Here is a 26185-nt window from a genome sequence, read left to right on the forward strand (position 1 = left end):
ATAATTAGTCAATTATTCTCACTGTCTAATTATCTAATTGACAAATTAACTAATTTTCTCAGGGTCATACAACATTGCAGTACACAAACAGTTTTTTCTTTCTTTGCTTAATAAAATTGAACAATTGACACAGCTTTTACAGTTTTCCCAAAAAAGTTCATCGTTTGGCAATTCAGAATAAGTAACAGGTTCAAAACCAAGTTCGTGATTCATTTTCATAACGGCAAGACCTGTGGTTAGACTGAAAATAAGCGCTTTTGGGTATTTTTGATGGCTAATTTCAAAAATCTTTCTTTTAATTTTTTTTGCCAATCCCGTATTTCTAAACTCTGGCGCAACAATTAATCCAGAATTAGAAACATATTTTCCGTTTTCCCATGAAGATATAAAAGCAAAACCCGCCCATTTTCCTTTTGATGTAAAAGCGATAATAGCTTCCCCTTCTATTATCTTTTTTGCAAGCAATTCGGGAGGCCGACCAGAAATTCCAGTTCCGCGAGCTTTGGCTGAAGATAGCGTTTCTTCACAAATCTGATTTACATAACGAATATGTTCTAGTTTTGCTTCTTCTATAATGAAATCATAAGGTTCAATATTTTCTTCACTGGAAGAAAAAACAGCTGTATCCCTTTTATACTGAATGGTTTTCATAATATGCACTAAACTATTTTAGCGATTAGCATAACAGTAATAAAAAGAACTACAGTAAATACCATTAAGTTGACGAATCGATCTTTATTTCGTCTAGATTTATTTGAAGTATATATTTTTGTGATTTCCTTGCTTCTACTTCTATTTGTTTTCATGCTTTTAAATGTTTTTAGGTTAAGAAAATGGGGTTGATAAAATAACCTCAATCGCTAACTGGAAAAACAAAAGGTATGCCACAGCAACTCAAAACAACATAAACCACTCATTATAAATTAAATAATAAAAAATCAGCTTTGGTCAATTTATAAAAGCTTATCAAAATGATAAAATCTTATTCAAAATGAAAGGGATAAAAAACAAAAAAGCTCTAAATCGAAATTTAGAGCTTTCTGTAATTATATAGACTTGTGAATTAGTCCCATTGATTGTTTTTAGAAACTGCATATTTTCCTGCGCCTGTAAAAAACAAAGCAACAGCACCAAAAAAGTAAAGCATTAATAATTCTAAAGCATAACCTCCGTGTTCACTAATTGAGAAAATATCTTGAGCGTGAGCTGTTGCAATCGCTACTATACAAGTAAAAGCCAAAAGAACTGCGGCTATTCTAGTTCTGAATCCTAATAAAATAGCAATCGGAGCTAAAACTTCACCAATGTAAACCGCATATCCAAATGCGCCCATATTTTCTACAAGAAATGAAATTCCGTGAATCAGTTTAGAAACACCGTGAAAAAGCATTAATCCACCAGTACTGATACGCAATAGCAATAATCCAAGGTCTGTGTTTTTTGAAATCATAAATAATGTTTTAGGTTAAAATTTAAATACAAATTGGGCTTGTAAGCAACTAAAATACATAAATTTTATGATTCCAAAACTATATTATTTAAAATTATTCTAAATAATTATTTTAAGCTATCACAGACCAGATTTAAAGGCTTAAAACTTCACAGCAATCTTTCCAATTGTTCTTCCAGACTCCAAAAGTTCGTGCGCTTTTTTCAAATTTTCAGCTGTAAGTCCGTTTAAAGTGGTGTTTAAAGTAGTTTTCAAAATACCATCATCTAACAAATCGGCTACAATATTTAGAATATTGTGCTGTTCTACCATGTCTTCTGTTTGATACATAGAACGCGTGTACATCAATTCCCAAGAGAAAGAAACGCTTTTACTTTTTAATTTGGTTAATGCAACAGGATCGCTGCTTCCAGTAATCGATGCAATATGTCCTTGCGGTTTAATCAACTCGACCATTGTGTCCCAATAAGCATTCGTGTCAACGAAATCCAAAATAAAATCAATATTCTCAAAACCTGCTTCACGAACAGCAGAAATCAGACCTTTATGATCTACCACAAAATCTGCTCCTTGTTTTTTACACCAATCAATTGTTTCAGGGCGAGACGCTGTTGCAATAACGGTCAAACCTGCGATTTTCTTAGCCAATTGAATCGCTATCGAACCAACTCCTCCTGCTCCACCAATAATCAAAATTGATTTTCCTTTGTCTTTCTCAGCACTTATTCTGATTCTATCAAACAAAATTTCCCACGCGGTCAAAGCTGTTAACGGAATTACAGCGGCTTCTTCAATACTCAATGATTTTGGTTTTCTGCCAACAATTCTTTCGTCAATAATTTGATATTCGGCATTGCTTCCTTGTTTGGTAATATCTCCTGCATAATAAACTGGATCGCCTACTTCAAACAAAGTTACATCTTGCCCAACAGCCTGAACGATTCCTACAGCGTCCCAACCAATGATTTTTGGCGTTTCTAAAACAGTATCTTTTGCACTGTTCTGGCGAATTTTAAAATCGACTGGATTTACTGAAATCGCATCAATTTTAACTAATAAATCGTGTGGCCCCGGAATTGGTTTTACTGCTTCAAATTCGATAAAGCTTTCTGGGTTTTCTATAGGTAATGAGGTTTTAAATCCTATTGCTTTCATCTTTTTTTAATGTTTAAATTAAAATATAGTACAAATATAAGCCGAGTTGAAATCTTGTAATTGGTATATATTGAGTGTATATTGGTACATATTAAGCAGATTTTTTTTAAACACATAGAAACATAGATTTTTTTGTTTTAAAAAAGAATAAAGAAAGAAACTAGTTTCTAACACATATATATTCAAAGATGAATCAGCTTTCTAAAAGTTTAAAACTTTGTCAAAGTTCTGCTCATAAAACTATGTGCATTTAAATAAGTGAAACGCCTTTCATCGCAAAGAAAAACTATGTTTCTATGTGTTTAAATAAAACTTTAAATTTGTTTTAAAATCATTAAAAATGAATATCAGAAAAGCCGAAAAATCAGACTCAAAATATATCGCTCCTATATTATTATTAGCAATGGAAGATATCATTTATAAATTTATAGGGAAAAAAGATTACGCTTCCGCGAAAGACTTTCTGCAATACTTCATTGAAAGAGAAAACAATCAATATTCTTATCAAAATTGTTTTGTTGCTGAAGAAAATAACGAAATCATTGGCACTATCAATATATATAAAGGTGGAGATATTGAAGAATTAAGAAATCCGATAATTGAATACGTGAGAAAACACCATAATCCAGAATTTGATCCAGAATTTGAAACGCATGAAGGAGAATATTATATTGATTCTTTAGGCGTAAATCCGAAATATCAAGGAAAAGGAATTGGTTCGAAACTGCTTCGTTTTTTAATTGATCAATATGTTCACGAAAAAAACGAGACTTTAGGACTATTGGTTGAAGAAGATAATCCGTTAGCAAAAAACCTTTATTTAAAATTAGGATTTGAGGTAGTTGGCGAAAAAACTCTGGTTGGAAAAAAACTGGAACATCTTCAAATACGACCTAAATAAACCTTTATATTCTCATTTTTATGCATTTTATCGCTTATTTTAAACAATTTGACGATCATTCTGTCGTTATTACAAAATAACCAGATGACTTTTCTTTAATTATCAAAAAAGAAAATAGTCTAATTACACTGAAATAAAAATTAATTTATAGAATGAAAAACATAACAATATTAGAAGCAGGTCTAATTTTAAGAATAGTTTTAGGAATCACAATGCTTTCAGCTGTCGCTGATCGATTTGGAATTTGGGGAGCACCAGGTTCAAATGCAGTTGCTTGGGGAAATTGGGAAAACTTCGTTGTCTATACACAAACTCTAAACCCTTATGCAAACAAAGATATTGCAGAAATCCTAGGCGGAATCGCCACTTTCTTTGAAGTTTTACTGAGTTTATTATTGTTATTTGGTTTCAAAACCAGAATTGCCGCTTTAGGAACTGCATTTTTAATGTTCTTTTTCGCATTTGCAATGTCAGTTTCGGTTTCCGTAAAAGCTCCACTTGATTATTCCGTTTGGACAAGCTGTGCTGCCGCTTTATTGCTGGCAAATATTGGCAAAACATCTTTTGCGGTAGACAATAGAATTTAAACAACTAAATCACTAACTATAAAAGTGTTACAGTTCTCAACTGTAGCGCTTTTTCATTTTTAAGGTTTTATTAAGCCCCTAATTTTTCCTTGAACAAATTTGTATTCGTAAATTAGCCAATACAAAAACACAATTTAAATGACAATACTTACCTTCACACTGATCATGATTCTGGGTGCTTTTCTAGCAGGTTTTATCGGTTCATTATCAGGTTTGGGAGGCGGCATCATCATTATTCCGCTTCTTACTATTATTCTTGGTGTCGATATTCATTATGCAATTGGAGCCGCTTTGGTTTCTGTTATCGCCACTTCTTCAGGCTCTGCCGCAGCTTATGTTAAAGAAGGAATTACCAATATGCGAATGGGGATTTTTCTCGAAATCGCGACAACGATCGGAGCTGTTTGCGGTGCATTACTTTCAACCGTTGCTCCTACTTCTTTCATAGCCGTTTTATTCGGTTTGACTTTGATTTTCTCTGCTATTAATTCGCTTCGAAAAAAAGAAGAACACATTGTATTAGAATCTAGTCCGATGGCTAAAAAGCTAAAATTAGACGGAACTTATCCTTCTCACGACGGCGAAGTCATAAAATACGGAACTAAAAACGTTCTAGGCGGTTTCAGTATGATGGGAGTTGCTGGAATGATGTCTGGACTTCTCGGAATTGGTTCTGGTGCTTTTAAAGTAATCGCAATGGATAACATTATGCGCGTTCCTTTTAAAGTTTCAACAACAACGAGTAATTTTATGATGGGAGTTACAGCAATGGCGAGTTCTGTTATATATATTCAGAAAGGATATATCGAACCTGGAATTTGTATGCCAGTTGTAATTGGTGTTTTGTTTGGGGCAATGGCTGGAGCCAAAATATTAGTGCGAACAAATCCTAAAAAATTGAGAATCTTTTTTGCCTGCCTAATTTTTGTTTTGGCAATCAACATGATTTATAACGGACTAAATGGAAAAATCTAATATGGTACAAGAAGAAAAATTTGGAGAAAAAGATTTTCAGACAATTATTGGTAACTTACTTCGCTACGGAGTTTGGATTTCGTTATCTGTAGCTTTTATTGGAGGTATTGTATATTTACTTCATAATGGAAATCAAATTGAAGATTATTCTGTTTTTAAAGAAAATGACCGAAATATATTTGAAGTAATTGCCGCTGTTTACAACGGAGCGATTCAAGGAAACGGAGAATCTCTAATATTTACAGGAATTATTTTGCTGTTTTTAACGCCCGTTTTACGTGTTTTGCTTTCGCTGTTTTCTTTTTTATTAGAGAAAGATTACTTATACGTTGGCATTACTTTAATTGTAATTCTAATTATTATTATAAGTATTTCATTCGGCTTCTCACATTAATTTATCTGTAAGCCATAAGCTTTAGGCTTTTGCAAAAAACTTGATGCTTAAAGCAAAAAATAAAAAATATGGAAATAGGAATAGACAGTTTTGCTTCGGCAATGTATGGCGATAACAACACTTTGAGTAGTGTCGATGCAATGGAACAGTTACTGCAAAGAATTGAATTTGCAGATCAGGCTGGTCTTGATGTTTTCGGAATTGGAGAACATCATAAAAAAGAGTTTTTAGATTCTGCTACAGCTGTGATTTTGAGTGCGGCGGCGGCAAGAACTAAAAATATACGTTTAGCAAGTGCCGTTTCGGTTTTGAGTGCGGCAGATCCTGTTCGAGTATATCAAAGTTTTGCGACTTTAGATTTGATTTCGAAAGGAAGAGCTGAAATCGTCGTAGGTCGCGGTTCTTCTATTGAAGCTTATCCCCTTTTCGGGTTTAATCTGAATGATTATGATGCGCTTTTCAGCGAAAAATTAGAATTACTTTTGCAGATTCGTGACAATGAATTTGTAAATTGGGAAGGAAAATTTCGTCCCGCAATAAACAATCTTCCCGTTTATCCAAGGGCTTTACAAGAAAAAATGCCAATTTGGCTTGGAGTTGGCGGAACACCAGAATCTTTCATAAGAGCAGGTTCGCTTGGACTTCCGTTAATGGTTGCCGTTATTGGCGGACAAACGCATCGTTTTAAGCCTTTAATTGATTTATATAGAGAAGCTGGAAAAGCTGCTGGTTATAAACCTAATGAATTAAAAGTCGGATTGCATTCACCTGGTTATGTTGGCACAACAACCGAGAATGCCGTTGCAGATTATTATCCAGGCTATTCTGAGTTATGGACTAAATTAGGATACGAAAGAGGCTGGCCACCTGTAACAAAAGGCAAATTTGACGGTTTGATTGATGATTTAGGCGTTTTAATTGTCGGAAGTCCAGAAAGAGCAGCAGAAAAAATCCTTCGTCACAGCGAAGCTCTTGGCGGAGTTGACCGATTTACTTTTCAAATGGATAATGCTGGATTGACTCACAAACAATTAATGAATGCTATAGAATTAATTGGTACAAAACTAATTCCGTTGATTAAAAAAGGATAATTTTTTTGCCGCTCCCGATAGCTTTCGGGATAAAAGATTAAAAGGATTTTTTTTCTGATTTTTGGATAGCATCCAGCTTTAGCTGGATGAAAATATAGAACAAATATTAAAGGCTTTAGCCAAACTTCATTAGTTTGGCTAAAGCCTTTTTCAATCTCTAATTTGTAACCTCCAGTTAAAACTGTAGGCAATTCATGAAACCTTTGAACCTAAGTATCTCTGAGCCTTTGCGTCTTAAAAGAAAAAAGCATCGCCAATTAAGACGATGCTTTTTGTTATGATTTGTAATTTTTCAACCAAAACAAACCATTTTAGAATTTGTAAGTAACACCAACTCTAAAGTTTCTAGGTGCTTCAGTCTGCCAGTAATAAGCATTCAAATAGCTGTAGAATGAACCACTATATAAATATTTGTCTAAAATATTGAATACGTTTGCTGTAACTTTAAATTTACCTGTTTCATAAGATAAACCTCCATCAAGTTTGAAATAAGACGGTAATCTTTCTAAACCTGCGCTCCAAGTATCTGTCTGGCGTCCGTCAAGGAAAGTTCCTCCAATAGAAGCACCAAATCCTTTTAATGTACCGTGCTGAAGCGTGTAGTTTAACCATGCATTTGCTGTATGTTTAGCATAACCTGGCACAATATCACCTTTTTTAATTCCAGTTGCAGCAGAAACTGCAGGATCAACTTCGTTTACAATAGACTCTGTAAAAGCATAATTTGCAATAAGATTAAGTCCTTCAAAGATTCTTCCTCTCAAATCAAACTCAAAACCTTGTGCTCTTTTTTCTCCTAATACAACACTAAATTGCTGTCCAGGTGTATTTGCAGGATCTGATGTTAATTCGTTTTTCTTTAAAATGCTATAAGCAGACAAAGTTGTGCTCCAAGAACCATCAAACCAGTCTCTCTTAATACCAATTTCTGTATTATTTCCAGTAAGTGGTTTTACTTTATCTCCATTTTTAATTACACCAGATTGCGGTGTAAATGCCTGATCGTATAATCCGTAAACAGAAGTATTTTCGTCAATAGAAACACTTAAACCGGCACGAGGCGTAATGTGACTGTCAGAAATTGGAGCTCCACCCCAGCTTGCTTGACTTATCCATGTATACCTTCCAGCAAGTGTTAATCTCACTTTATTTTCAAGGAAACCAATTTCATCCTGTACATATCCGGCAGCATATTCTGAACTCATTAAACCACCAATTGCTTTTGCTCTTACAGAAAGCGGTGTTGTGTGATCAAATTCAGGCAAACCATTTGATGGCGTACCATAATTTGGATTATTTACATTAAACGGATTATCAACCGTGTCTAAATCATGCGATTGTCCCCAATCTGCCATATAATCTTTGCTTCCTAAATCTACTCCAGCCAAAATTTTATGAGAAACATTTCCTGTATTGAATTTTCCGTTTACAAATACTTGTCCTAAATACATATTACTTTCTGCATCCCAAATACCAACATTTCTAATGATTTCGCCACTTGCAAGATCACCCTCAGAAACACCATCAAAATCTCTATCAACTGGTCCTGGACCTACAACTCCTGGCCAAGAGCTATATCCTTGTTGAATATACTTAAAATAAGATGTTTGAGCTGAAAGCTTCCAGTTTTCATCAAATTTATGTTCAAATTGAAGATATCCGCTATGATCTTGAATATTCGTATCAGGAAGACCTGGCTGTGTCATCGTAAATCCAACTGGAAGTGTAGCGTATCCACCAGATGCTGGTCCGAAAACGTAGTAAGAACCAACTTCTGTCATATTAGCATACTGAAAGTTATATTCAGCTGTAATTTTTGTTTTATCATCAATTTGGTACGAAAGTACTGGAGCAATTACATAACGGTCATTGTGCTCAAACGGACGGTGAGAACCTTTGTTCTGTGCGGCTCCATTAAATCGGTACAATAATTTTCCTTTTTTATCTAATTTCCCATCGAGATCAACACTTACTCTATAAAAATCGTAGCTTCCGCCAAGTACACTAACCTCTCCTTTTGTATTTCCTGTTGGTTTTTTAGTAACCACATTATATAATCCGCTTGGATCTCCGCTTGAAAGCATAAATCCAGCTGGTCCTTTTACAAACTCAATATGATCTACAAAACTCATATCTTCTGTTAAAGGTCCCCAGAAAGAAGAAACCACGTTAAATCCGTTTCTAAAAGCCTGAATTTGAGAACCTCTCATTGTAATATTTGTATATAAATCTCCCCAATGCTCTAAACGAACCGCTCCACTCACATTACGAATTACTCCGTCGCTCATACTAATAATCTGCTGATCTTTTAATGTTTGAGCACTTACGATTTGTATGTTTTGAGGAATTTCTAAAACTGGTGTTTGAAGACGCAATGATAAAGAAGGCTTATCTTGTTTGTATTTGTTCTTTGTAATAACAACTTCTTCAAGATCTTCCTGACTTTCTGAAAGAGTAAAATTCTTAGTCAAATTTTGTTTTGCGTTTATTACAATTTGATCTTCAACAGCCTGAATACCTACACCTTTTAAGATAATTGTATAAGTCCCTGGCTTTATATTTTTAATCTCATAATGTCCTGAAACACTTGTAACATCTGAATATTTAGTTCCTTTTAAGACTACAGCAATATTTTCTGCAGGTTTATTTCCACTCAAAAAAACTTTTCCATTTATATTTCCAAGTTGTTGTTGCGCGATCATATTTAATGAGCTCAAAAGAAGCACAAAAAAACAAACCTTTACATTAAAAATTATTTTCATTGGTTTTGATTTTAAATTGAGCGACAAAAGTATATGCAAATCTTAACTTTTCCAAATTATTTTTACTCATTCTAAATAAATGTAACTTTTTATATCGAATTTGAACAAAAACTTATTTCGACAATCTTATTTTTAAGTTATTTCTTCACAATATTAATCTACATTAAGTCTCAAACCGAATTCTATTTTTATCTTTATACTTCCAAATTTCAAAAAGAACCTAATAAAATAAAATCCTGATTATGAAATCAAACACAATAAGAAAAGTAGCCATTGTGGGTTATAACAGAATTCCCTTTGCAAGAGCAAACACTGCATATTCTAATGTTGGAAATAAAGAGATGATGATCGCGGCACTTGATGGTCTTATTGATAAATACAATTTAAAAGGAAAATTATTGGGTGAAGTTGCCGGAGGTGCAGTAATCAAACATACTTATGACAATAATCTGATTCGTGAATGTGTTATGAAAACAAGCCTCGATCCTGCAACTCCTGCTTGCGACTTACAGAAAGCTTGTGATACAGGAATTGAAAGCGCTGTTTATATTGCAAACAAAATTGCACTTGGACAAATCGATTCTGGAATAGCTGGCGGTGTAGATTCTATCAGCGATATGCCAATTGCAGTGAGCGAAAAACTTCGAAAAATATTATTAGAAGCTAGACAAGCAAAATCATTAGGCGGAAAAATTAAAACTTTTCTAAAACTTCGCCCAAAAGATCTTAGTCCGTTAGTGCCTAGAAATGAGGAATCTCAGACAGGACTTTCTATGGGCGGGCATACCGAAATCACCGCAAAATATTATAAAATCTCAAGAGAAGAGCAAGATCAATTTGCTTTGAAAAGCCATTTAAACATGGCAAAAGCTTATGATGAAGGCTTTTTTGATGATATGATTACGCCTTTCAACGGATTAGAAAAAGACAATAACCTAAGAAGAGACAGTACAATTGAAAAATTAGCCAAATTAAAACCAGCTTTTGATAAAGTAAATGGCACTCTGACTGCAGGAAACTCAACTCCTTTAACAGATGGAGCATCTTGCATTCTTTTGGCTAGCGAAGAATGGGCAAAAGAACAAGGGCTTCCAATTTTAGCTTACATTACTTTTGCTGAAATTGCGGCAATTGAATATGTTAAAAATCAGCAGAATCTATTATTAGCGCCTTTATTTGCTGCTTCAAGAATGCTGGAAAAAGCCGAATTAAATCTTCAGGATTTTGATTATTATGAAATTCATGAAGCTTTTGCTGCTCAAACTTTATCCACTTTAAAAATTTGGGAAAGCCCTGAACTAAGTGCTGAAATTGGTTTAAAAAAACCTCTTGGAGCAATTGATCGAAGCAAATTAAACGTAAAAGGAAGCAGTTTAGCGGCCGCTCACCCATTTGCCGCAACTGGCGGAAGGATTATTGGTGTAATGGCAAAATTATTGAACGAAAAAGGCTCAGGAAAAGGATTAGTTTCTATTTGTGCCGCAGGCGGACAAGGTGTTACAATGATAATTGAGAAATAACTTTTCCATTTTTTCAAGAACATTTCAGTTTAATTTTATAAATCTGCTAAATCTGCGAGCAAAAATATCTCACGCAGATTTAGTAGATTTTTTTATTTTTAAAAAGCAAATTCCTCAACCGAAGACAACGCTTTTGGCAACGCATTTTCGGCAAAATCAGGAATTGCAGTGCCTTCTACTCGAAATGTTGTTACATCGGTCATTCCTAAAAAGGCGAAAACCGTTCGTAAATACGATTCAGAGAAATCATAACTTTTGTATGGACCTTCAGAAAATATTGCGCCTGATGCAATAGATAAATACACTTTTTTATTATTTACCAATCCTTTTGGCGATCCGTCAGCATAACTGAAAGTCTTCCCTGCTCTAGCAACCTGATCGATCCAGCCTTTTAAAACAGCTGGAATTCCGAAATTATATAAAGGAACTCCAATCACAATAACATCAGATTCCAATAAATTTTCGATTGCATCATCTGAATATTTTAAAGCTGATTTTTGTTCTTCTGAATGTGTTTCAGCAGGCGTATAAACAGCACTAATATGTGAACCTGTTAAATATGGCAAAGGTGTTTTAGAAAGATCAAGTGTTTGTACTGTACTGCTTGGATTTACTGCTTTCAGCTTTTCGATAACAGCATTAGATAATTGGTTACTAAATGAATTTTCTCCATTAGTACTTGTTAGTATTTGTAGAATTTTTTGGCTCATAATTGTATATCATTTGTTTTACAATACAAACTTATTTACATTTACTATCTCTTTTATAGTACTATCCTTGAGGATAGCGCTATCCTCGAAGATAGTAAAGCAAAAAACATGGAAACAAAAGCAGATATCATTAACGAAATAGTAGAAAAAGACTGTAAACCAAAAGAATGCATGGCCGCATTACTTCCTGTAAGGGATGCATTAGAAATCTTGAGCGGCAGATGGAAACTACCAATTTTAATTGCACTTTCTGATCGTCCAAAACGATTTAAAGAAATTTCAAAAGACATTAACGGAATCACAGATAAAATGCTTTCTAAAGAATTAAAAGACTTAGAAATCAATAAACTTGTTACAAGAACGGTTTACGATACTTTTCCGCCAACTGTAGAATATTCAAGAACAGAACACAGCAAATCGCTTACAAATGTAATTATGGCGTTAAAAGACTGGGGAACTTTGCACCGAAAAGAGATTATCGGAAATAGAAATGAATAATCACATTTCAATCTAAATCATAAAAAACAATATAAAATACTTACTTTCTTAAACTGTAAATCAATAATTTATAGTAAATTAGGACTTCCTTACAATTTAGTTTCTTTTTAAAATTTTGTTGCACTTTATTTTAAACCACTAAAATTATGGAGTCAAAAATACCCGAAGGTCCTCTTGCTGATAAATGGAATCTTTACAAGTCTAAAGCCAAATTGGTTAATCCAGCAAACCGAAAAAAACTAAATATTATAGTAGTCGGAACCGGTCTTGCAGGCGCTTCTTGCGCAGCTTCTCTTGCTGAACAAGGCTATAATATAAAATCTTTTTGCTTTCAGGATTCTCCAAGACGTGCGCATTCTGTTGCCGCTCAAGGCGGAGTAAACGCTGCTAAAAACTACAAAAATGATGGCGACAGTACTTTCAGAATGTTTTATGATACCATTAAAGGAGGCGATTTTAGATCTCGCGAAGCCAATGTTTATCGTCTAGCCGAATGTTCGGCACATCTTATTGATCATGCAGTTGCTCAAGGCGTTCCTTTTGCTAGAGAATATGCGGGTTACCTTAATAATAGATCTTTTGGAGGTGTTCAAGTTTCTCGAACTTTCTACGCTAGAGGGCAAACTGGCCAACAGCTTTTATTAGGTGCTTATCAAGCTCTTGAACGTCAGTCGGCTTTAGGAAAAGTCGATTTATACACACGCCACGAAATGCTTGAACTTGTTGTTATTGACGGCAAAGCCAAAGGAATAATTGCAAGAAATCTTGAAACTGGAATTTTAGAGCGTCACGCAGCTGATGCCGTTGTACTAGCTTCTGGCGGTTACGGAAAAGTATATTATTTGTCTACTTTGGCAATGGGATGCAATAGTTCGGCAATTTGGCGCGCACATAAAAAAGGCGCTTTTATGGCTGGTGTAAGTTGGATTCAGTTTCACCCTACTTCTCTTCCACAACATGGTGAAAACCAATCTAAACTGACTTTAATGTCTGAATCCCTTCGAAATGACGGTCGAATCTGGGTTCCTAAAAAAGCAGAAGACAATCGCAATGCAAATGCTATTCCTGAAGAAGAACGCGATTATTATTTAGAACGCCGATATCCATCTTTTGGAAACTTGGCGCCAAGAGATATTTCGTCAAGAGCGGCAAAAGAAAGAATCGATGCCGGTCATGGTGTTGGGCCAATGAAAAATGCTATTTATCTCGATTTCTCGGATGCTATAAAAGCTCAAGGAAAAGATAAAATCGAAGCTAAATACAGTAATCTTTTTGCTATGTATGAAAAGATTACAGGCATAAACGCTTATAAAGAACCCATGTTAATTTCGCCTTCAGCGCATTTTACAATGGGCGGACTTTGGGTCGATTATGAACTTATGACTACAATTCCTGGTTTATTTGCTTTAGGCGAAGCTAATTTTGCCGATCATGGAGCAAACCGTCTTGGAGCAAATTCGTTACTTCAGGCTTGTGTAGATGGCTATTTTATTGCGCCTTATACTATTCCGAATTATTTGGCTGGTGAATTAAATTTACCTAAACCAGATATTTCGCATCCGGCATTTGAAGAAGCAGAAAAAGCTGTCAGAAGGCAATTGGATCGTTTTTTACATACCAATGGAACACTTTCAGCAGATTATTTTCATAAGAAAATCGGACGTCTTCTTTATGAAAAATGCGGTCTTTCGCGAAGCAGAGAAAAACTGGAAGAAGCAATTATCGAAATTCGGGAACTTAAAGCTTCTTTCGAAAAAGATCTCAGAATTACTGGCGATAATACTTTAAATAGCGAATTAGAAAAAGCAGGCAGAATTGCAGATTATATTGAATTAGCCGAATTAATGTGCCATGATGCTTTACAGCGTGAAGAATCCTGTGGTGCTCATTTTAGAGAAGAATATCAAACCGCTGATGGTGAAGCTGTTCGCAATGACGATGAATTCTGTTATGTCTCTGCGTGGGAATGGAAAGGATCAAATAACAAACCTGAACTGCACAAAGAACCTTTAGTTTTTGAAGCAGTTGAACTTGCTGTTAGAAGCTATAAATAATTGTTAATGGTTAATGGTTAATTATTAATTGTGAGTTGTAAAATGAAACTGAACTAATTTTCGACTTACTATTTATAGTAAAACTGTTAAACAGAGACTCAATAGTAAGCAAACAGTTAATCATTCGCATTAAATATTTCGCAATCAGCATTCACAATCAGCATTCACAATCAACCATCAACAATCAACAATTAACCATCAACAATCAACAATCAACAATCAACCATTAACAATTAACAATCAACCATTAACAATTAACAATTACCATGAAACTTTATCTTAAAATATGGAGGCAATTTAATTCTTCTACAAAAGGAGAAATGACAGATTATGAAATTGATGAAGTATCAGAACATATGTCGTTTCTGGAAATGTTAGATCTTTTGAATGAATCGCTTATTCAGAAAGGAGAACGTGTTATCGAATTTGATCATGACTGTCGTGAAGGAATTTGCGGTCAATGCGGTGTAATGATTAACGGACGAGCGCATGGCCCTTTAAAAAACACTACAACTTGCCAGCTTCATATGAGAAGTTTTAAAGATGGCGACACTATATATATAGAACCATTTCGCGCAAAGGCTTTTCCTGTTTTAAGAGATTTGAAAATTGATAGAAAAGCATTTGATTCGATAATAGCCTCAGGAGGTTTTATTGGGGCTTCAACAGGTCAAGCGCCTGAGGCAAATAGTATCCCCATTTCGTACGAAACCGCCGAAGCTGCTTTTGATGCGGCTGCCTGCATAGGATGTGGAGCTTGTGTTGCTTCCTGCAAAAATGCCAGCGCTGCTTTGTTTGTTGGTGCCAAAATAACGCATTTGGCTTTGCTTCCACAAGGAAAAATTGAAGCTTCTAAAAGAGCCATTTCGATGGTAAAACAAATGGATGAAGAAGGTTTTGGAAATTGCTCCGACACTAGAGCTTGCGAAATAGAATGTCCACAAAGTATTTCTGTACTTTCGATTGCCAAAATGAATTATGAATATAGCAAAGCAGTTTTGCTTAGAAAATAAAATTTTGTTTCTCGCAGATTTTGCAGATTTAATTTAATCTGAATATTCTAATTTTCTTCAAATATTTTAATCTTTTTTTTTCGCCACGAATTCACGAATTATTTTTATAATCTGTGCTTAATAAGGTGCGCTGAATTACACCAATTTTTCGTAAAAATCCGTGAATTCGTGACGGAAAAATTTTAAAAATATATTAATTTGTTTGCAAATCTTCAAATTAAAATCCTTCTACTTAGCTTGGAAAAGGAACTAAAAACTTAGCATCTTAGTATCTTAGAACCTTAGAATTAAACCGTAAAATAAGGCGTCAAAATATCTTCAAAATTATAAAGACCTTTTTCTTTCTCTTTCAAATTTTCGGCAACAAAAATAACTCCGTTCCCAAATGCTTCCCTAGAAATCGATTCATGAATTAAACGCACGGTTTGAAAAGGAAAGCCAAAAATTACTTCGTGTTTACCAACAATTCCTCCTGCCCTAACAACATTAATATTTTCTTTATCAACATCAAGAGCTTCTGCAATTTTTACCGCCGTTCCAGAAGTTCCTTGTTTTGCTTTAAAGTGTTCTTCATTTACTTCAATATCAACCCATGGTGCAATTTTCTTTAAAAATTTAGCGGCAAACAATAAATAATTCACTCCCAATGTAATATTTGGCGACCAAAAAACAGTTGTTTTATCTGCCAGTTTTTTCAATAGTTTTAGTTCTTTTTCCTTGTAATGCGAAATTGCTGAAATGATTTTCACTTTGTATTTTGCTGCTGTTTCTCCATAAGTGTAAATTCCTTCGTTAGAAGAAAAATCGATAATGGCATCTACTGGATGTTTTTCTAACAATTCTTCTACAGAGGTATGAGAACTTGAATAGATTAAGCCGGGTTCATCTGACTGGATTCCAAAAAACTCGGGAACTGATCTGTGTTCCAAAACATTACTTTGTCTTAAAACCCATTCAAGGCTGAATTTTTTATTTTCTAATAGTATTGAAGCTACTGATTTTCCAGTTTTTCCGAATCCGATTAATCCTATTTTCATAAGCATTTGTTTTTTTGTGGACGAAGCTTTGTCCGATTGAAAAATATTGATATTGTAAAGCATTCAATATCAATTCTAATTTTAATTTTTAAAACAGTTTAAAAACCGCTCATTTATAAAAATAGAAAAATCATAACAGAATTAGCAAATAAAACTGAATTTTATAACAATAAACAAACTTCTTAATACGATTTTTTCTGTTAATACACTTTTAATCTGTCAAAATTTTAAAACAGATTGATTTTATCAACTATTCCATCTATAATGTTAAAAAATGTCTTTAAAAAAAGGATTTCATAATATACAAGTAAACATATTTTGACTAGATTTATCACCTGATACCCCAAATAAACATCAGTAAGTAATGGCCTACAACAACAATGAACTGCTTCGTTTTTTAGATGCTCAGAATAAATTGTATTTAACAGCTCTGGACGAAATTAAAAATGGTAAAAAAGAATCTCCTTGGATGTGGTTTATATTTCCTCAAATAAAAGGAATGGGTTCTAGTGATACTTCTAAATTTTATGAAATCAAAAATGCCGATGAAGCAATTGCTTTTTTAGAGCATCCAATCTTAGGAAAACATCTTTTAGAAATTACATCTGAATTAATAAAAAAAGAAGAAACAGTAAACGATATTTTTGGAAGTCCCGATGTAGAAAAATTAAAATCATGTATGACATTGTTTGCTAGTGTTCAAAACAGCGAACCTATTTTTCAGGAAGTCCTTCATAAATATTTTGATGGCTCGTCTGATTTTCATACTATTCAGCTCTTATATAGCAATCTTTAGAACTTTCAAACTACATAGCATTTATAGTTCTGTAATAAAATTATAGTAAGTCCATGAAGTCTTTTTGTAATAACATAAGGCTTTACGGACTTTGCTCTTTTATGAAATTCTTTAGAAAAAAACTTAACAAACTTTAATACAAAATAAATTCTCATTTTACTATTTTTGGCGAAATCTTTGAAGAAATCTCAACAAAATAATATTTGCACAAATTAAAATTAATGAAAAAACTACTTTTAATAAGCATATTAGCAGTCTTGGTAATTTATGTCTTTAGAGAAACGGTCTATAAACCTTATCTCTGGAAGAAAACAATGGAAACTCCTGAACATAAATTACAGCTTGGAAGTTATATTTTTAGCAAACAAAGAGGAGCAAATGGTAGCCAGAGCACAGAAAAAAAGTACTTCGTTTTTAAAGTAACTGAAATAAATGGAGACTATGTACGCCTTTCTGTAGTTCGACAATTATCGAAAAAAGGAAATCCAAAATCTTCGGATTTTTCGATGACTAGAGAAACGTATAGAAGTTTAAAACGTAATATTAAAAAAACCACCGTAACAGGAATTCTTCGTGAAGATTTAACTAAAGATGGACAAGCTTATACTGTAAACGATTATCTTTTAAATAAATACCCTTCATTAAAAGAGTCGCAATTCTATTACGAAGAAATTCCAAAAGCTGAAATAAATAGCAATACTCCAAAAGATTATTTTAATCTTATTTACTCCAAAGAAAAGATTATTGAGAAACGAAAACTCATTCCTTATACGATTTTAGACAACGATGTACCTCAATTAGCAAGGCAATTGTCTCAGAGAGTGTGTCTAATTCTAAATTAAAATCTAAACTCCCAATAATTAAATTGGGAGTTTTTTTATTGAAAATTTCTTTAAAAGAAGGTCTTTCTAAACCTATTCTGAATAATTTTTTTGAAAACATTCAATAATTCTATTTTATTTAGAATTAATATAAATAAACTTTTATATTTGCCGCTTTCTGGGCAAAACGGAGTAGTTTTCAAAATTTACTTAATATTGCTTTTCCAAAACATAAACTTATTAAATGAACAATAATGCCGGTTTCGAATTAGATCTTTTCCATTCTTTTAAGGATGGTGACGAAACTGCCTTTAAGTTTTTTTATGATAAGTATTTTAGAAGAATCCAATCTTTCAGCATTCAGTTTATTTATGACCAAGATGAAGCTGAAAATCTTGCTCAGGAAGCCTTACTACACCTATGGCAAAACAGAGAAAACGTAGAATCTCTTAACGGAATTCAAGCTTTCTTGTTTACTTATGCCAAATCAAAATGTTTGAATTTAATTCGACACAATAAAGTGAAGGATAAATTCAAAAATGACCTCTTAAACCATAAGGAAAGAGAATTGGATATCGAAGTTTTAAACTCGATTCAGTTCGACACTTTAGAATTAACCGAATTAGAACGAATTATTCAGGAATCTATTAGCGATCTGCCGCCAAAAACCAGAGAAATTTTTATTAAAAAACGCTTTGAGAATAAAAAAAATGCAGAAATCGCCGAAGAATTAGGAATTTCTTTAAAAGCCGTTGAAGCCCATATGACAAAGGCTTTGAAGATTTTAAAAACGAAATTGTCTGATTATTTGTTCTTAATTTTTATCCTTATTTATAATAATTAAGAATAAAAGGTAGGGTATTTTAATTCTGAGGTGTACTAACTATAGCGAGAAGTTTTAAAACGCAGATATGACATCGGAAATAATAAATAAATACCTTTCTAACGAAGCTTCAGAACAAGAAGTTCAGGCACTTTTTGATTGGATCGAAGCATCGGAAGAAAATAAAAAACAATTTATAAACGCTAAGAAAATCTGGGCATTAACCACACTTTCTTCCGGTTTATCAATTGAGACTGCACCTGTAATTCAAATGAAGCCAAAAAACAGCGTTAGACAATATTTACAATATGCTGCAGTGTTTTTAGTGTCTTTGGGTTTAGGAACTTCTGTTTACTTATTTAATACTAAATCTGAAACTCCAAAAGAAATTGTTCTGGAATTGGGCGACGGCCGTTTAGAATATCTTTCAGGAAAAAATCAGACTACTTTAATAAATGACAAAGGCGATTTAGTTGCTAAAAAATTCCCGAATGAAATTATCTACTTTGGTAAAGTTCAAAATCACGAAGTTATTTATAATACGCTTAATGTTCCTTACGGAAAACGTTTCAAACTTAGACTTTCAGATGGTACTGTTGTGAGTTTAAATTCGGGAACTGTTTTGCGTTATCCAGAGCAATTTAGTGTAAACGGAAACCGAAATGTATATTTAACTGGTGAAGCATTTTTTGAAGTTGCCAAAGACAAAACTCATCCGTTTATTGTACACGCAAATCAGGCTGATATTGAAGTTCTTGGGACTAAGTTTAATGTGAGCGCTTATCCTGAAAACCCTACAGTTAATAGTACTTTAATTGAAGGAAGCATCCAAATGTCTGAAGCTGTTAATCCATCTAATGTTATTCTGTTAGAGCCAAACCAAATGGCTACTTGGCAGAATAATTCTAAAAAAATTATCTTAAAAGAAGTTGATCCTGCCTTTTATACTGCCTGGACAAAAGGCGAACTTGCTTTTAAAGATACTCCATTCTCTATTATCGCTAAGATTATTCAGCGTACATACGACGTTGAAATTGTCAATGAAAATTCTGATTTGGCCAAACAGAATTTTACGGGTACAATAAAAATCAGCGAATCTAGTGTCGAAAACATCTTAGATCTGCTAAAACGCGACACGCCTTTTAATTATTCTATTAAACAAAAAACCATTACCATTACCAATCCTCGATAAATAAACAAACATGACATTTACGATACAACCCGTTTTAAGAAAAATTCTGTTTTTCTTAGCCATACTCATATCTGGTTTTAAAGGATTTTCACAAAATAAATTAATTACAATCCATACTAAGAATAAACCTATAAGCCTAATTATCAAAACGATTGAAGAACAAAGCGATTTTAGGATTATTTATAACGCAAGAAAAATAGATGCCGAACAATTAGCCGATTTAAATGTAGATAATGTCTCTTTAGAAACCGCTTTAACACAGTTATTAAAAGACAAAAACATATCTTTTTACATTCAGAAAAAACAGGTTTTATTGACAAACGCTGCTTCAACTGATTCTTCGACTGGAACAGCACAGGAAACGGAAAGATTTATTAGCGGGACTGTTTATAATGCAAAAGACAAACAGCCGCTTCCAGGAGCTACAATTCGTATAAAAGGAACAGGAATGGGAGCTATAACTGATTTTAATGGAAAATTTGTTTATCAGTTAAAAGGAAATAATATTCCGAATCTTGTGCTTGAAGCAGGCTTTTTAGGAATGGAATCGCAATCTCAAAAAGCAGATCAGAAAAAAGATTTTGTTTTTTATCTTCAAGAAGAAGCTGACGAATTAAATCCAGTTGTTATTACGTCATCTTACGGAACCACAAAATTAAAAGAAGAAATTGTTGGTAGTATTTCGACTTTACAGGCCAAAGATATTGCTGTAGAACAAGCTTCTGAATCTATTGATAAAATGATTACAGGTCAGATTGCCGGAGTTATGGTCGAAAATACTTCTGGAGTTGGAGGTCCTGTAAAAATCAATATTCGCGGTCAGGGAACTTTACCGTCATTAACGGGAGCAAAAACTGGAACTTCGACACAACCGCTTATTATTATTGACGGAGTTATTATGGGCGAAGAATATGGAATTGACAGTTCCTATTTTAGCGGAAATGGCGATTTTACAGAAAGTTTCGGAAATCCTTTAATGAAAATTGCACCAGAAAATATTGAAACGATTTCTGTTCTTAAAGATGCCGCAGCTGTTGGTATTTATGGTGCTGACGGAGCAAATGGTGTAATTTTGATTACTACTAAAAAAGGAAAAAAGGGAAAAACCCAGTTTGGTTTCTCTAATCAGCTTGGAGTTTCGTCTGCTATTAATCAGATTAAATATTTGAACGGAGAACAATATACTGAACTTCGAAATGAATATTTAAAAAATACTTCTCCAGGATCTGCCCTTCTTGAGTACAACGGAGTTAACACAGACTGGTTTAAACTATTAAATAGAACTGGGGTTTACAATAAATACAATTTTAATGTTTCTGGTTCTACTACAAAATTCACTTATCGCACAAATATCAGCTATTTAAAAATTGATGAACCGCAATTAGGCAATTCAACCAAACAATTAAATGCTGGAATTAATTTGGGTTATAGTTCTAATAAACTGGATATTAACTTAATGCTTAATCCAAGTTTTATTCAAAAAGATGCGCCAAATATATTTTATTCTTTTGCTTACTTGCCTACTATTTCTCCTTATAATGAAGATGGCTCTTACTCTACGCTTGGAGTGAGCGGTATGATGCGAGGAAATCCCCTGGCTGCAATCGAGCAAAATAAAAACGAAGCACAGACTTATGGCCTTTTAGGAAGTTTGAGCCTTTCTTATAAATTAAGTAATGCAATCAAATTTTCTACCCTTTTTGGTATGGATTATACTGATAAAGATCAAGATCGATATTTTTCAGCTCAGAATGAAAGCGGACAGTTTGCGGGTACTTTTACTTTAGACAATATAACATATCCAAGATGGGGACGCCGACTTATCAATGAAAGAAATGCAAAAAAATGGAACTGGCAAGGACAAGCTTTATTTGATAAACAGCTTACAGAAAATCATGCCGTAGACGGTGTTGTTGGCTTCGAACTTTCTCAAGATAAAACGGATTTCCGTTATCAATCTGGTGTCGGATTTGTGAATCCGTATGTTATTAATCCTGTTTCTAATGCCATTAGAGATGACAATCCAGCAACTGAAGCAGACGAAACTAATAGCAATCAAACCATTGGAAGTGAAATTAGTTATAATTCAAGAGTTTCATTATTTTCTCAAGTAAATTACAATTATAAAAAACGTTATTACTTTTTGGCCAATTTCCGTCGTGATCAGAGTTCTGTTTTTGGCGACGATTCGGATGTTGCTAATAATGGCGGTGCTGGAGCAAGCTGGATCATTAGTAATGAATCATTTTTCAATCGCAATTCTTGGGTCAATTTCTTAAAACTGAAAACAAGTTATGGTACAACAGGAAATTCTAGAATTGGTTCTTACAGATCAAAAGGTTTATACAATATAGCACAAAACAGTTATAACGGAGGAACTGGAGCAACTACAGGAACGGCTCCAAACGGAGATTTAAGCTGGGAAAAGAATACAAAATTTAACGCCGGAATTGACTTTAATATTTTTGATCGTGTTGAATTGAGTTTAGAATATTACTATGATAACAAAAGTGATTTAATCACGACACGAGATATTCCTACAGAAACAGGTTACTCTTCAATGCAGTTGAACGCTGCAAGTATGTACAACAAAGGTTTTGAGCTTTCTACAAGAATTAAATGGATAAAAAGCAATGCTTTTAAATGGACAACGGCATTTAATATTTCAACTGTTGACAGCAAAGTAACTGATTTAAAAGGTTTAGGAAGCGATTATTCTTTGGCAGAACTTGCATTGGCTCAAAAAATCGGTTACAGCACCACTACAATATGGGGAATAAAATGGGTTGGAGTTGATCCCGCAACAGGAAGAGATTTGGTTACTAAAAACGGTCAGATTTATGATCTTGTTACCTACAGAACTTTATTTAGTGCAGCAGACTGGGAACCAATTGGAGACACACAAGCTAAAGCATACGGAGGTTTTTACAACAATTTTACTTTCTATAATAATTTGGTTTTATCGGTTAGAGGAGATTTTCAAGTAGGCGGTGATTTCTTTGCTTCAGACGTTTTGATCGACAAATATTCAAATACGTCAAACAGAAATCTTTCTGTAAATGCAGATGATCATTGGAGAAATCCAGGAGACATTGTTTCTCAATCGGCAGTTGCTGGATCGCCAGTTACTTCAAATTTAAGCAAATACGTTTATGATGCTACTTATTTGAGAATAAGCAACATCAATCTTAGTTATAATGTTCCTATCAAAAATATTTTCTTGGATACACTTTCTGTTTTCGCAGATGCAACAAATGTGTTGTATTGGTACAAAGAAAAAAGTCCGAAAGGAATGAACGGAATTCGTGAGTTTAGTTTTACCTATCCTCAGGCAAGAACAATTTCACTTGGTGTTAATGCAAAATTTTAAAACGATGAATTATTTAAAATATATAACAATAGTAATCCTGATTTTTTCATTGCAAAGCTGCAGTGATTTTCTGGAACAAGAGCCTGGAACACAAACCTCTATAGACGAACTTCTTCAAGATAAAGCTGGGGTTTTAACAGCTTTAAAAGGTCTTTACAAAGAAGTCGAAGAAAATTTAAGAGGAGAACGTTTTGCGGTATATGCAGATTTGCAAGGCGGAAATATTAAGTTTACGCCAGCTTCTTCGGGAAATAATAAAGGGCAAATTACCGCAGCAACCAACATTAAAGAAGTATATTCTTTTGAAGATGCAGCCGAATCCAGTAATTTCAAATCTTTCTACGATGACAGTTACGATATTATCAATCAGGCCAATTTAATATTAGAGTACACCCCTGCTCTAACTGATGCAACTGACGTAGAGAAAAAACAAATAATGGCAGAAGCTTTAACTATTAGAGCTTACACCCATTTTCTTTTATCTCAGGTTTACAGTCAAGATTATGGCTATACTCCAGATGCATCACATTTGGGCGTTGTATACAATACCGAATCTATAAAATCAGGACTTAAATATCCTAAAAGAGAAACATTGGCGGTTACTTATTCCTTAATTATAAATGATTTAAAAACGGCACTTGAAAGCTATTCAGACCAACCAGCAATGGAAGGTTCTGCGTTATCTTATTTTGGAAAAAATAGCACAAAAGCTTTACTAGCAAGAGTATATCTTTTTCAAAAAGACTGGACAAATGCTTATGCAATGGCAAATGATGTCATTACAAATTCAGGAGTTGTATTAGTAAATTCATCAGATTTAATAGCACAATGGGCTCAGCCAGATTTGCCTATTTCTGAGGCTTTATTAGAATTTTCAATTCCTAAAGATTCAGAAGGAAATGTATCTTCTTCAATGGCTTCTTACTTTGGATACAACGAAACCAGTTATGCAAATTACGTAGCATCTAATGATTTAATTGATCTTTATGAAAATAACGATTTAAGAAAACAGCTGTTTCTTAATGTTAATCTTTCAACTTTAGTCAACGGAGTATTAACCCCAGTTTCATACAGTTTTACTCAAAAATTTCAAGATAATGCAGGTTATGTCGCTTTCAGATTAAGCGAAATGTATTTAATACGTGCCGAAGCGGCTTTAGAAAACAATCAATCTGATCTTGCTATGGCCGATGTTAATATTATTCGTGCTCGCGCCAATGCAACCTTGCTGACTTCTACAGATAATTTAAAAGAAAAAATTCTTTTAGAAAGAAGAAAAGAACTTTGTTTTGAAGGACAATTATTCTTTGATCTTGCACGCAATCACAAAGGAGTTTCAAGAATCGACGGATGTATTTCGACCAATTGCTCTATGTCTTATCCATCATTAAAATACGTGTTACCAATACCGACTTATAATATTAATCTTAATGTAAACTTACAACAAAATGAATCCTATTAAGATATTCCGCATATTAGCTATAGCCTTGCTTTTGGCTTCTTGTTCTAAAGACGATTATAAATTAGGTTCTGAAATAGATCCTTATTTAAGGTTTAATTTTCAAGTTAGCAGCAGCAATATACCTTTAGAATACCCAACGGTAAACGGAAATTTAGTTCCTGTATCTACTTACACAAACAGCTCCGTAAAAACATTGAAAGTTCCAGTTGCTTTAACAACGCGTTCATTAAAAAATGCTGTTACAGCAAATTTCAGCGCTGTTTCATCAACTGACGATAGTGAAAGTTTTACTGTAAATCCGATTAATGAATTGGTTTTTCAGGGAAGTAAATTGACCGATACGATTTTTGTTTCTTTTGATAAAAGATGGAAAGAAAATCAAAGTATCAGTTTAAAATTAGAAACGGTTTCAGATCCTGAAATTCACATTGGAAGCCTTAATTCAGAATATCCAAACGATACTTTCAAAATTGATTTAGGAGCAATAACAACCAATTATACTTTCCCTGTAACACAATATATTGTTAAAGGAGAAGCTGGCGAAACAATTGATTTTAAAGTGAATTTCCCAAACGGATTTTTCCCTTCAGAAATAGAAAATCTCCAAATATTCAAGTTCTTAAACGGATTTAATTATTCTCTAACTCACGATGATTTTGGAGATAACCGAAATTCGATAACCTATCATTTAACTCTTTTAGATGATATCCAGAATGATGATGTTTATTATGAATCTTCGCTTACTTTAATTAATGCTGGCGATTATACTGCAACTGGAAATACAATTCTGCAGATTGTAAAACCAATAAAATCGACAAGAGATATCAATGCAAATCCAGCTTCTAATTTTTATGATTTAAGCAACCAATATTATTTAACTTATGGAGAAACTTGGTTTGATAAAAGCGGTGTTTGCGCATGGCAAACATACAATGCGTTTACATATCCTGTTGTCGTAACAAAAGATAACCAAAATGCTATTTTATACAGTGATAAAGGCACTGCAAATCCAGATGACGATATTTATCATGATGCATTCAAAATAGGGTTTAATGTCGCAACTGGAACAAACACAACTAATTCATTCAATTTAAAAAGATGGTTTTCAAACGAAAGTACAACTGCCGCAAACTCTCCTGGATTTAATATTACGTCTGCATTAGAATTTTTCCCAGCAGAGGGAAACAGCAAAACAGAAGGAAATGTATTGGTAATTCCGCAATATATTACCATTACAGGAACCAACAAAAATAGCTACAGCATTGCAATATCTGGAGAAGGAACATACAAAGAAATAAGTACAGGTTTATTCGAAATTTCTTTTGAATTGAAACTTACGAACGATGAACTGTTTGGAGGAACAGTTTCTGCACAATACAGAATGTACAATAATAAAACGTATCCAAAACCAGCTGCATTAAGCATTGACTGTCCTAAAGAAGTTACGCTTTAATTTAGTGTTCAGTCGCAGTCTCAGTTTACAGTCTCTAGCAATAAGCTTTGTCAAAGTTCGAAGTTCGAAACTTTGACAAAGCTTTTGGAGCCTAAAAACGTTTCAAATTTCAAGTTTCGCA

General features: G+C 33.7%; 22 protein-coding genes. 16 read left to right on the forward strand and 6 right to left on the reverse strand.

Going from position 1 to position 26185, the window contains the following annotated elements; genetic code table 11:
• Nucleotides 1-45: 45 nt before the first annotated feature.
• From OD917_RS10130 to OD917_RS10140, 3 genes are all read right to left on the reverse strand, one after another.
• On the reverse strand, nt 46-651 hold the full coding sequence (locus OD917_RS10130; RefSeq protein ID WP_263523417.1) for a GNAT family N-acetyltransferase: 606 nt from the start codon (nt 649-651) through the stop codon (nt 46-48).
• Between the two features lie 412 nt (nt 652-1063).
• Nucleotides 1064-1450: a DoxX family protein gene (locus OD917_RS10135; RefSeq protein ID WP_263523418.1), complete on the reverse strand. Its 387-nt coding sequence runs from the start codon at nt 1448-1450 to the stop codon at nt 1064-1066.
• Between the two features lie 141 nt (nt 1451-1591).
• Nucleotides 1592-2605: a zinc-binding alcohol dehydrogenase family protein gene (locus OD917_RS10140; protein WP_263523419.1), complete on the reverse strand. Its 1014-nt coding sequence runs from the start codon at nt 2603-2605 to the stop codon at nt 1592-1594.
• Between the two features lie 340 nt (nt 2606-2945).
• On the opposite strand from OD917_RS10140, the gene OD917_RS10145 reads away from it, so the two are divergent.
• The 5 genes from OD917_RS10145 (at nt 2946) to OD917_RS10165 (ending at nt 6553) form a co-directional block, all read left to right on the forward strand.
• Complete coding sequence (locus OD917_RS10145) at nt 2946-3506, forward strand: GNAT family N-acetyltransferase (protein ID WP_263523420.1); 561 nt, start codon at nt 2946-2948, stop codon at nt 3504-3506.
• Between the two features lie 152 nt (nt 3507-3658).
• A complete protein-coding gene (locus OD917_RS10150; protein WP_263523421.1) occupies nt 3659-4093 on the forward strand; it encodes a DoxX family membrane protein in 435 nt (144 codons plus the stop codon).
• A 138-nt stretch (nt 4094-4231) separates the two neighbouring features.
• Entirely contained in the window at nt 4232-5068 is an 837-nt protein-coding gene (locus OD917_RS10155) for a sulfite exporter TauE/SafE family protein (protein WP_111290447.1), read from the forward strand.
• Nucleotides 5055-5462 (forward strand): DUF1634 domain-containing protein, encoded by a 408-nt coding sequence (locus tag OD917_RS10160; protein WP_111290445.1) that lies wholly within the window; start codon nt 5055-5057, stop codon nt 5460-5462. The genes OD917_RS10155 and OD917_RS10160 overlap by 14 nt, the downstream gene beginning before the upstream one ends.
• A gap of 68 nt (nt 5463-5530) precedes the next feature.
• Nucleotides 5531-6553 (forward strand): LLM class flavin-dependent oxidoreductase, encoded by a 1023-nt coding sequence (locus tag OD917_RS10165; protein WP_263523422.1) that lies wholly within the window; start codon nt 5531-5533, stop codon nt 6551-6553.
• 311 nt (nt 6554-6864) lie between these two features.
• On the opposite strand, the gene OD917_RS10170 is transcribed toward OD917_RS10165, so the two are convergent.
• Nucleotides 6865-9315 carry a TonB-dependent receptor gene (locus OD917_RS10170; RefSeq protein ID WP_263523423.1) on the reverse strand — a complete coding sequence of 817 codons (2451 nt, stop codon included), beginning with the start codon at nt 9313-9315 and terminating at the stop codon, nt 6865-6867.
• 242 nt (nt 9316-9557) lie between these two features.
• Here OD917_RS10170 and OD917_RS10175 point away from each other — a divergent pair, with 242 nt between their 5' ends.
• A complete protein-coding gene (locus OD917_RS10175) occupies nt 9558-10835 on the forward strand; it encodes an acetyl-CoA C-acetyltransferase (RefSeq protein ID WP_263523424.1) in 1278 nt (425 codons plus the stop codon).
• A 98-nt stretch (nt 10836-10933) separates the two neighbouring features.
• Here the strand turns inward: OD917_RS10175 and OD917_RS10180 are convergent, their stop codons facing one another.
• Nucleotides 10934-11545 (reverse strand): FMN-dependent NADH-azoreductase, encoded by a 612-nt coding sequence (locus tag OD917_RS10180; protein ID WP_263523425.1) that lies wholly within the window; start codon nt 11543-11545, stop codon nt 10934-10936.
• A 108-nt stretch (nt 11546-11653) separates the two neighbouring features.
• Between OD917_RS10180 and OD917_RS10185 the strand changes: the two genes are divergently transcribed.
• The 3 genes from OD917_RS10185 to OD917_RS10195 all read left to right on the forward strand — a co-directional run bounded on the left by OD917_RS10185 (nt 11654) and on the right by OD917_RS10195 (nt 15110).
• Nucleotides 11654-12043 carry a winged helix-turn-helix transcriptional regulator gene (locus tag OD917_RS10185; RefSeq protein ID WP_263523426.1) on the forward strand — a complete coding sequence of 130 codons (390 nt, stop codon included), beginning with the start codon at nt 11654-11656 and terminating at the stop codon, nt 12041-12043.
• Between the two features lie 146 nt (nt 12044-12189).
• Nucleotides 12190-14097, forward strand: coding sequence for a fumarate reductase/succinate dehydrogenase flavoprotein subunit (locus OD917_RS10190; RefSeq protein WP_263523427.1), 1908 nt, complete (start codon nt 12190-12192; stop codon nt 14095-14097).
• Nucleotides 14098-14363: 266 nt separating this feature from the next.
• On the forward strand, nt 14364-15110 hold the full coding sequence (locus OD917_RS10195) for a succinate dehydrogenase/fumarate reductase iron-sulfur subunit (protein WP_263523428.1): 747 nt from the start codon (nt 14364-14366) through the stop codon (nt 15108-15110).
• Nucleotides 15111-15397: 287 nt separating this feature from the next.
• Here OD917_RS10195 and OD917_RS10200 read toward each other — a convergent pair whose 3' ends face one another.
• Complete coding sequence (locus tag OD917_RS10200; RefSeq protein WP_263523429.1) at nt 15398-16147, reverse strand: dihydrodipicolinate reductase C-terminal domain-containing protein; 750 nt, start codon at nt 16145-16147, stop codon at nt 15398-15400.
• A gap of 364 nt (nt 16148-16511) precedes the next feature.
• Between OD917_RS10200 and OD917_RS10205 the strand changes: the two genes are divergently transcribed.
• The 7 genes from OD917_RS10205 (at nt 16512) to OD917_RS10235 (ending at nt 26064) form a co-directional block, all read left to right on the forward strand.
• Nucleotides 16512-16943: a DUF1810 domain-containing protein gene (locus OD917_RS10205; protein ID WP_263523430.1), complete on the forward strand. Its 432-nt coding sequence runs from the start codon at nt 16512-16514 to the stop codon at nt 16941-16943.
• Nucleotides 16944-17164: 221 nt separating this feature from the next.
• Entirely contained in the window at nt 17165-17785 is a 621-nt protein-coding gene (locus OD917_RS10210) for a hypothetical protein (protein WP_263523431.1), read from the forward strand.
• Nucleotides 17786-18008: 223 nt separating this feature from the next.
• Complete coding sequence (locus tag OD917_RS10215; protein WP_263523432.1) at nt 18009-18608, forward strand: RNA polymerase sigma-70 factor; 600 nt, start codon at nt 18009-18011, stop codon at nt 18606-18608.
• A gap of 67 nt (nt 18609-18675) precedes the next feature.
• Entirely contained in the window at nt 18676-19779 is a 1104-nt protein-coding gene (locus OD917_RS10220; protein WP_263523433.1) for a FecR family protein, read from the forward strand.
• A gap of 10 nt (nt 19780-19789) precedes the next feature.
• Nucleotides 19790-23149: a SusC/RagA family TonB-linked outer membrane protein gene (locus OD917_RS10225; RefSeq protein WP_263523434.1), complete on the forward strand. Its 3360-nt coding sequence runs from the start codon at nt 19790-19792 to the stop codon at nt 23147-23149.
• Nucleotides 23150-23153: 4 nt separating this feature from the next.
• Nucleotides 23154-24611, forward strand: a complete 1458-nt coding sequence (locus tag OD917_RS10230; RefSeq protein ID WP_263523435.1) for a RagB/SusD family nutrient uptake outer membrane protein — start codon at nt 23154-23156, stop codon at nt 24609-24611.
• Nucleotides 24598-26064 carry a hypothetical protein gene (locus OD917_RS10235; protein WP_263523436.1) on the forward strand — a complete coding sequence of 489 codons (1467 nt, stop codon included), beginning with the start codon at nt 24598-24600 and terminating at the stop codon, nt 26062-26064. The genes OD917_RS10230 and OD917_RS10235 overlap by 14 nt, the downstream gene beginning before the upstream one ends.
• The last annotated feature ends 121 nt before the right edge of the window (nt 26065-26185 follow it).

It is taken from the genome of Flavobacterium sp. SH_e (assembly GCF_025717045.1).
Classification (GTDB): Bacteria; Bacteroidota; Bacteroidia; order Flavobacteriales; family Flavobacteriaceae; genus Flavobacterium.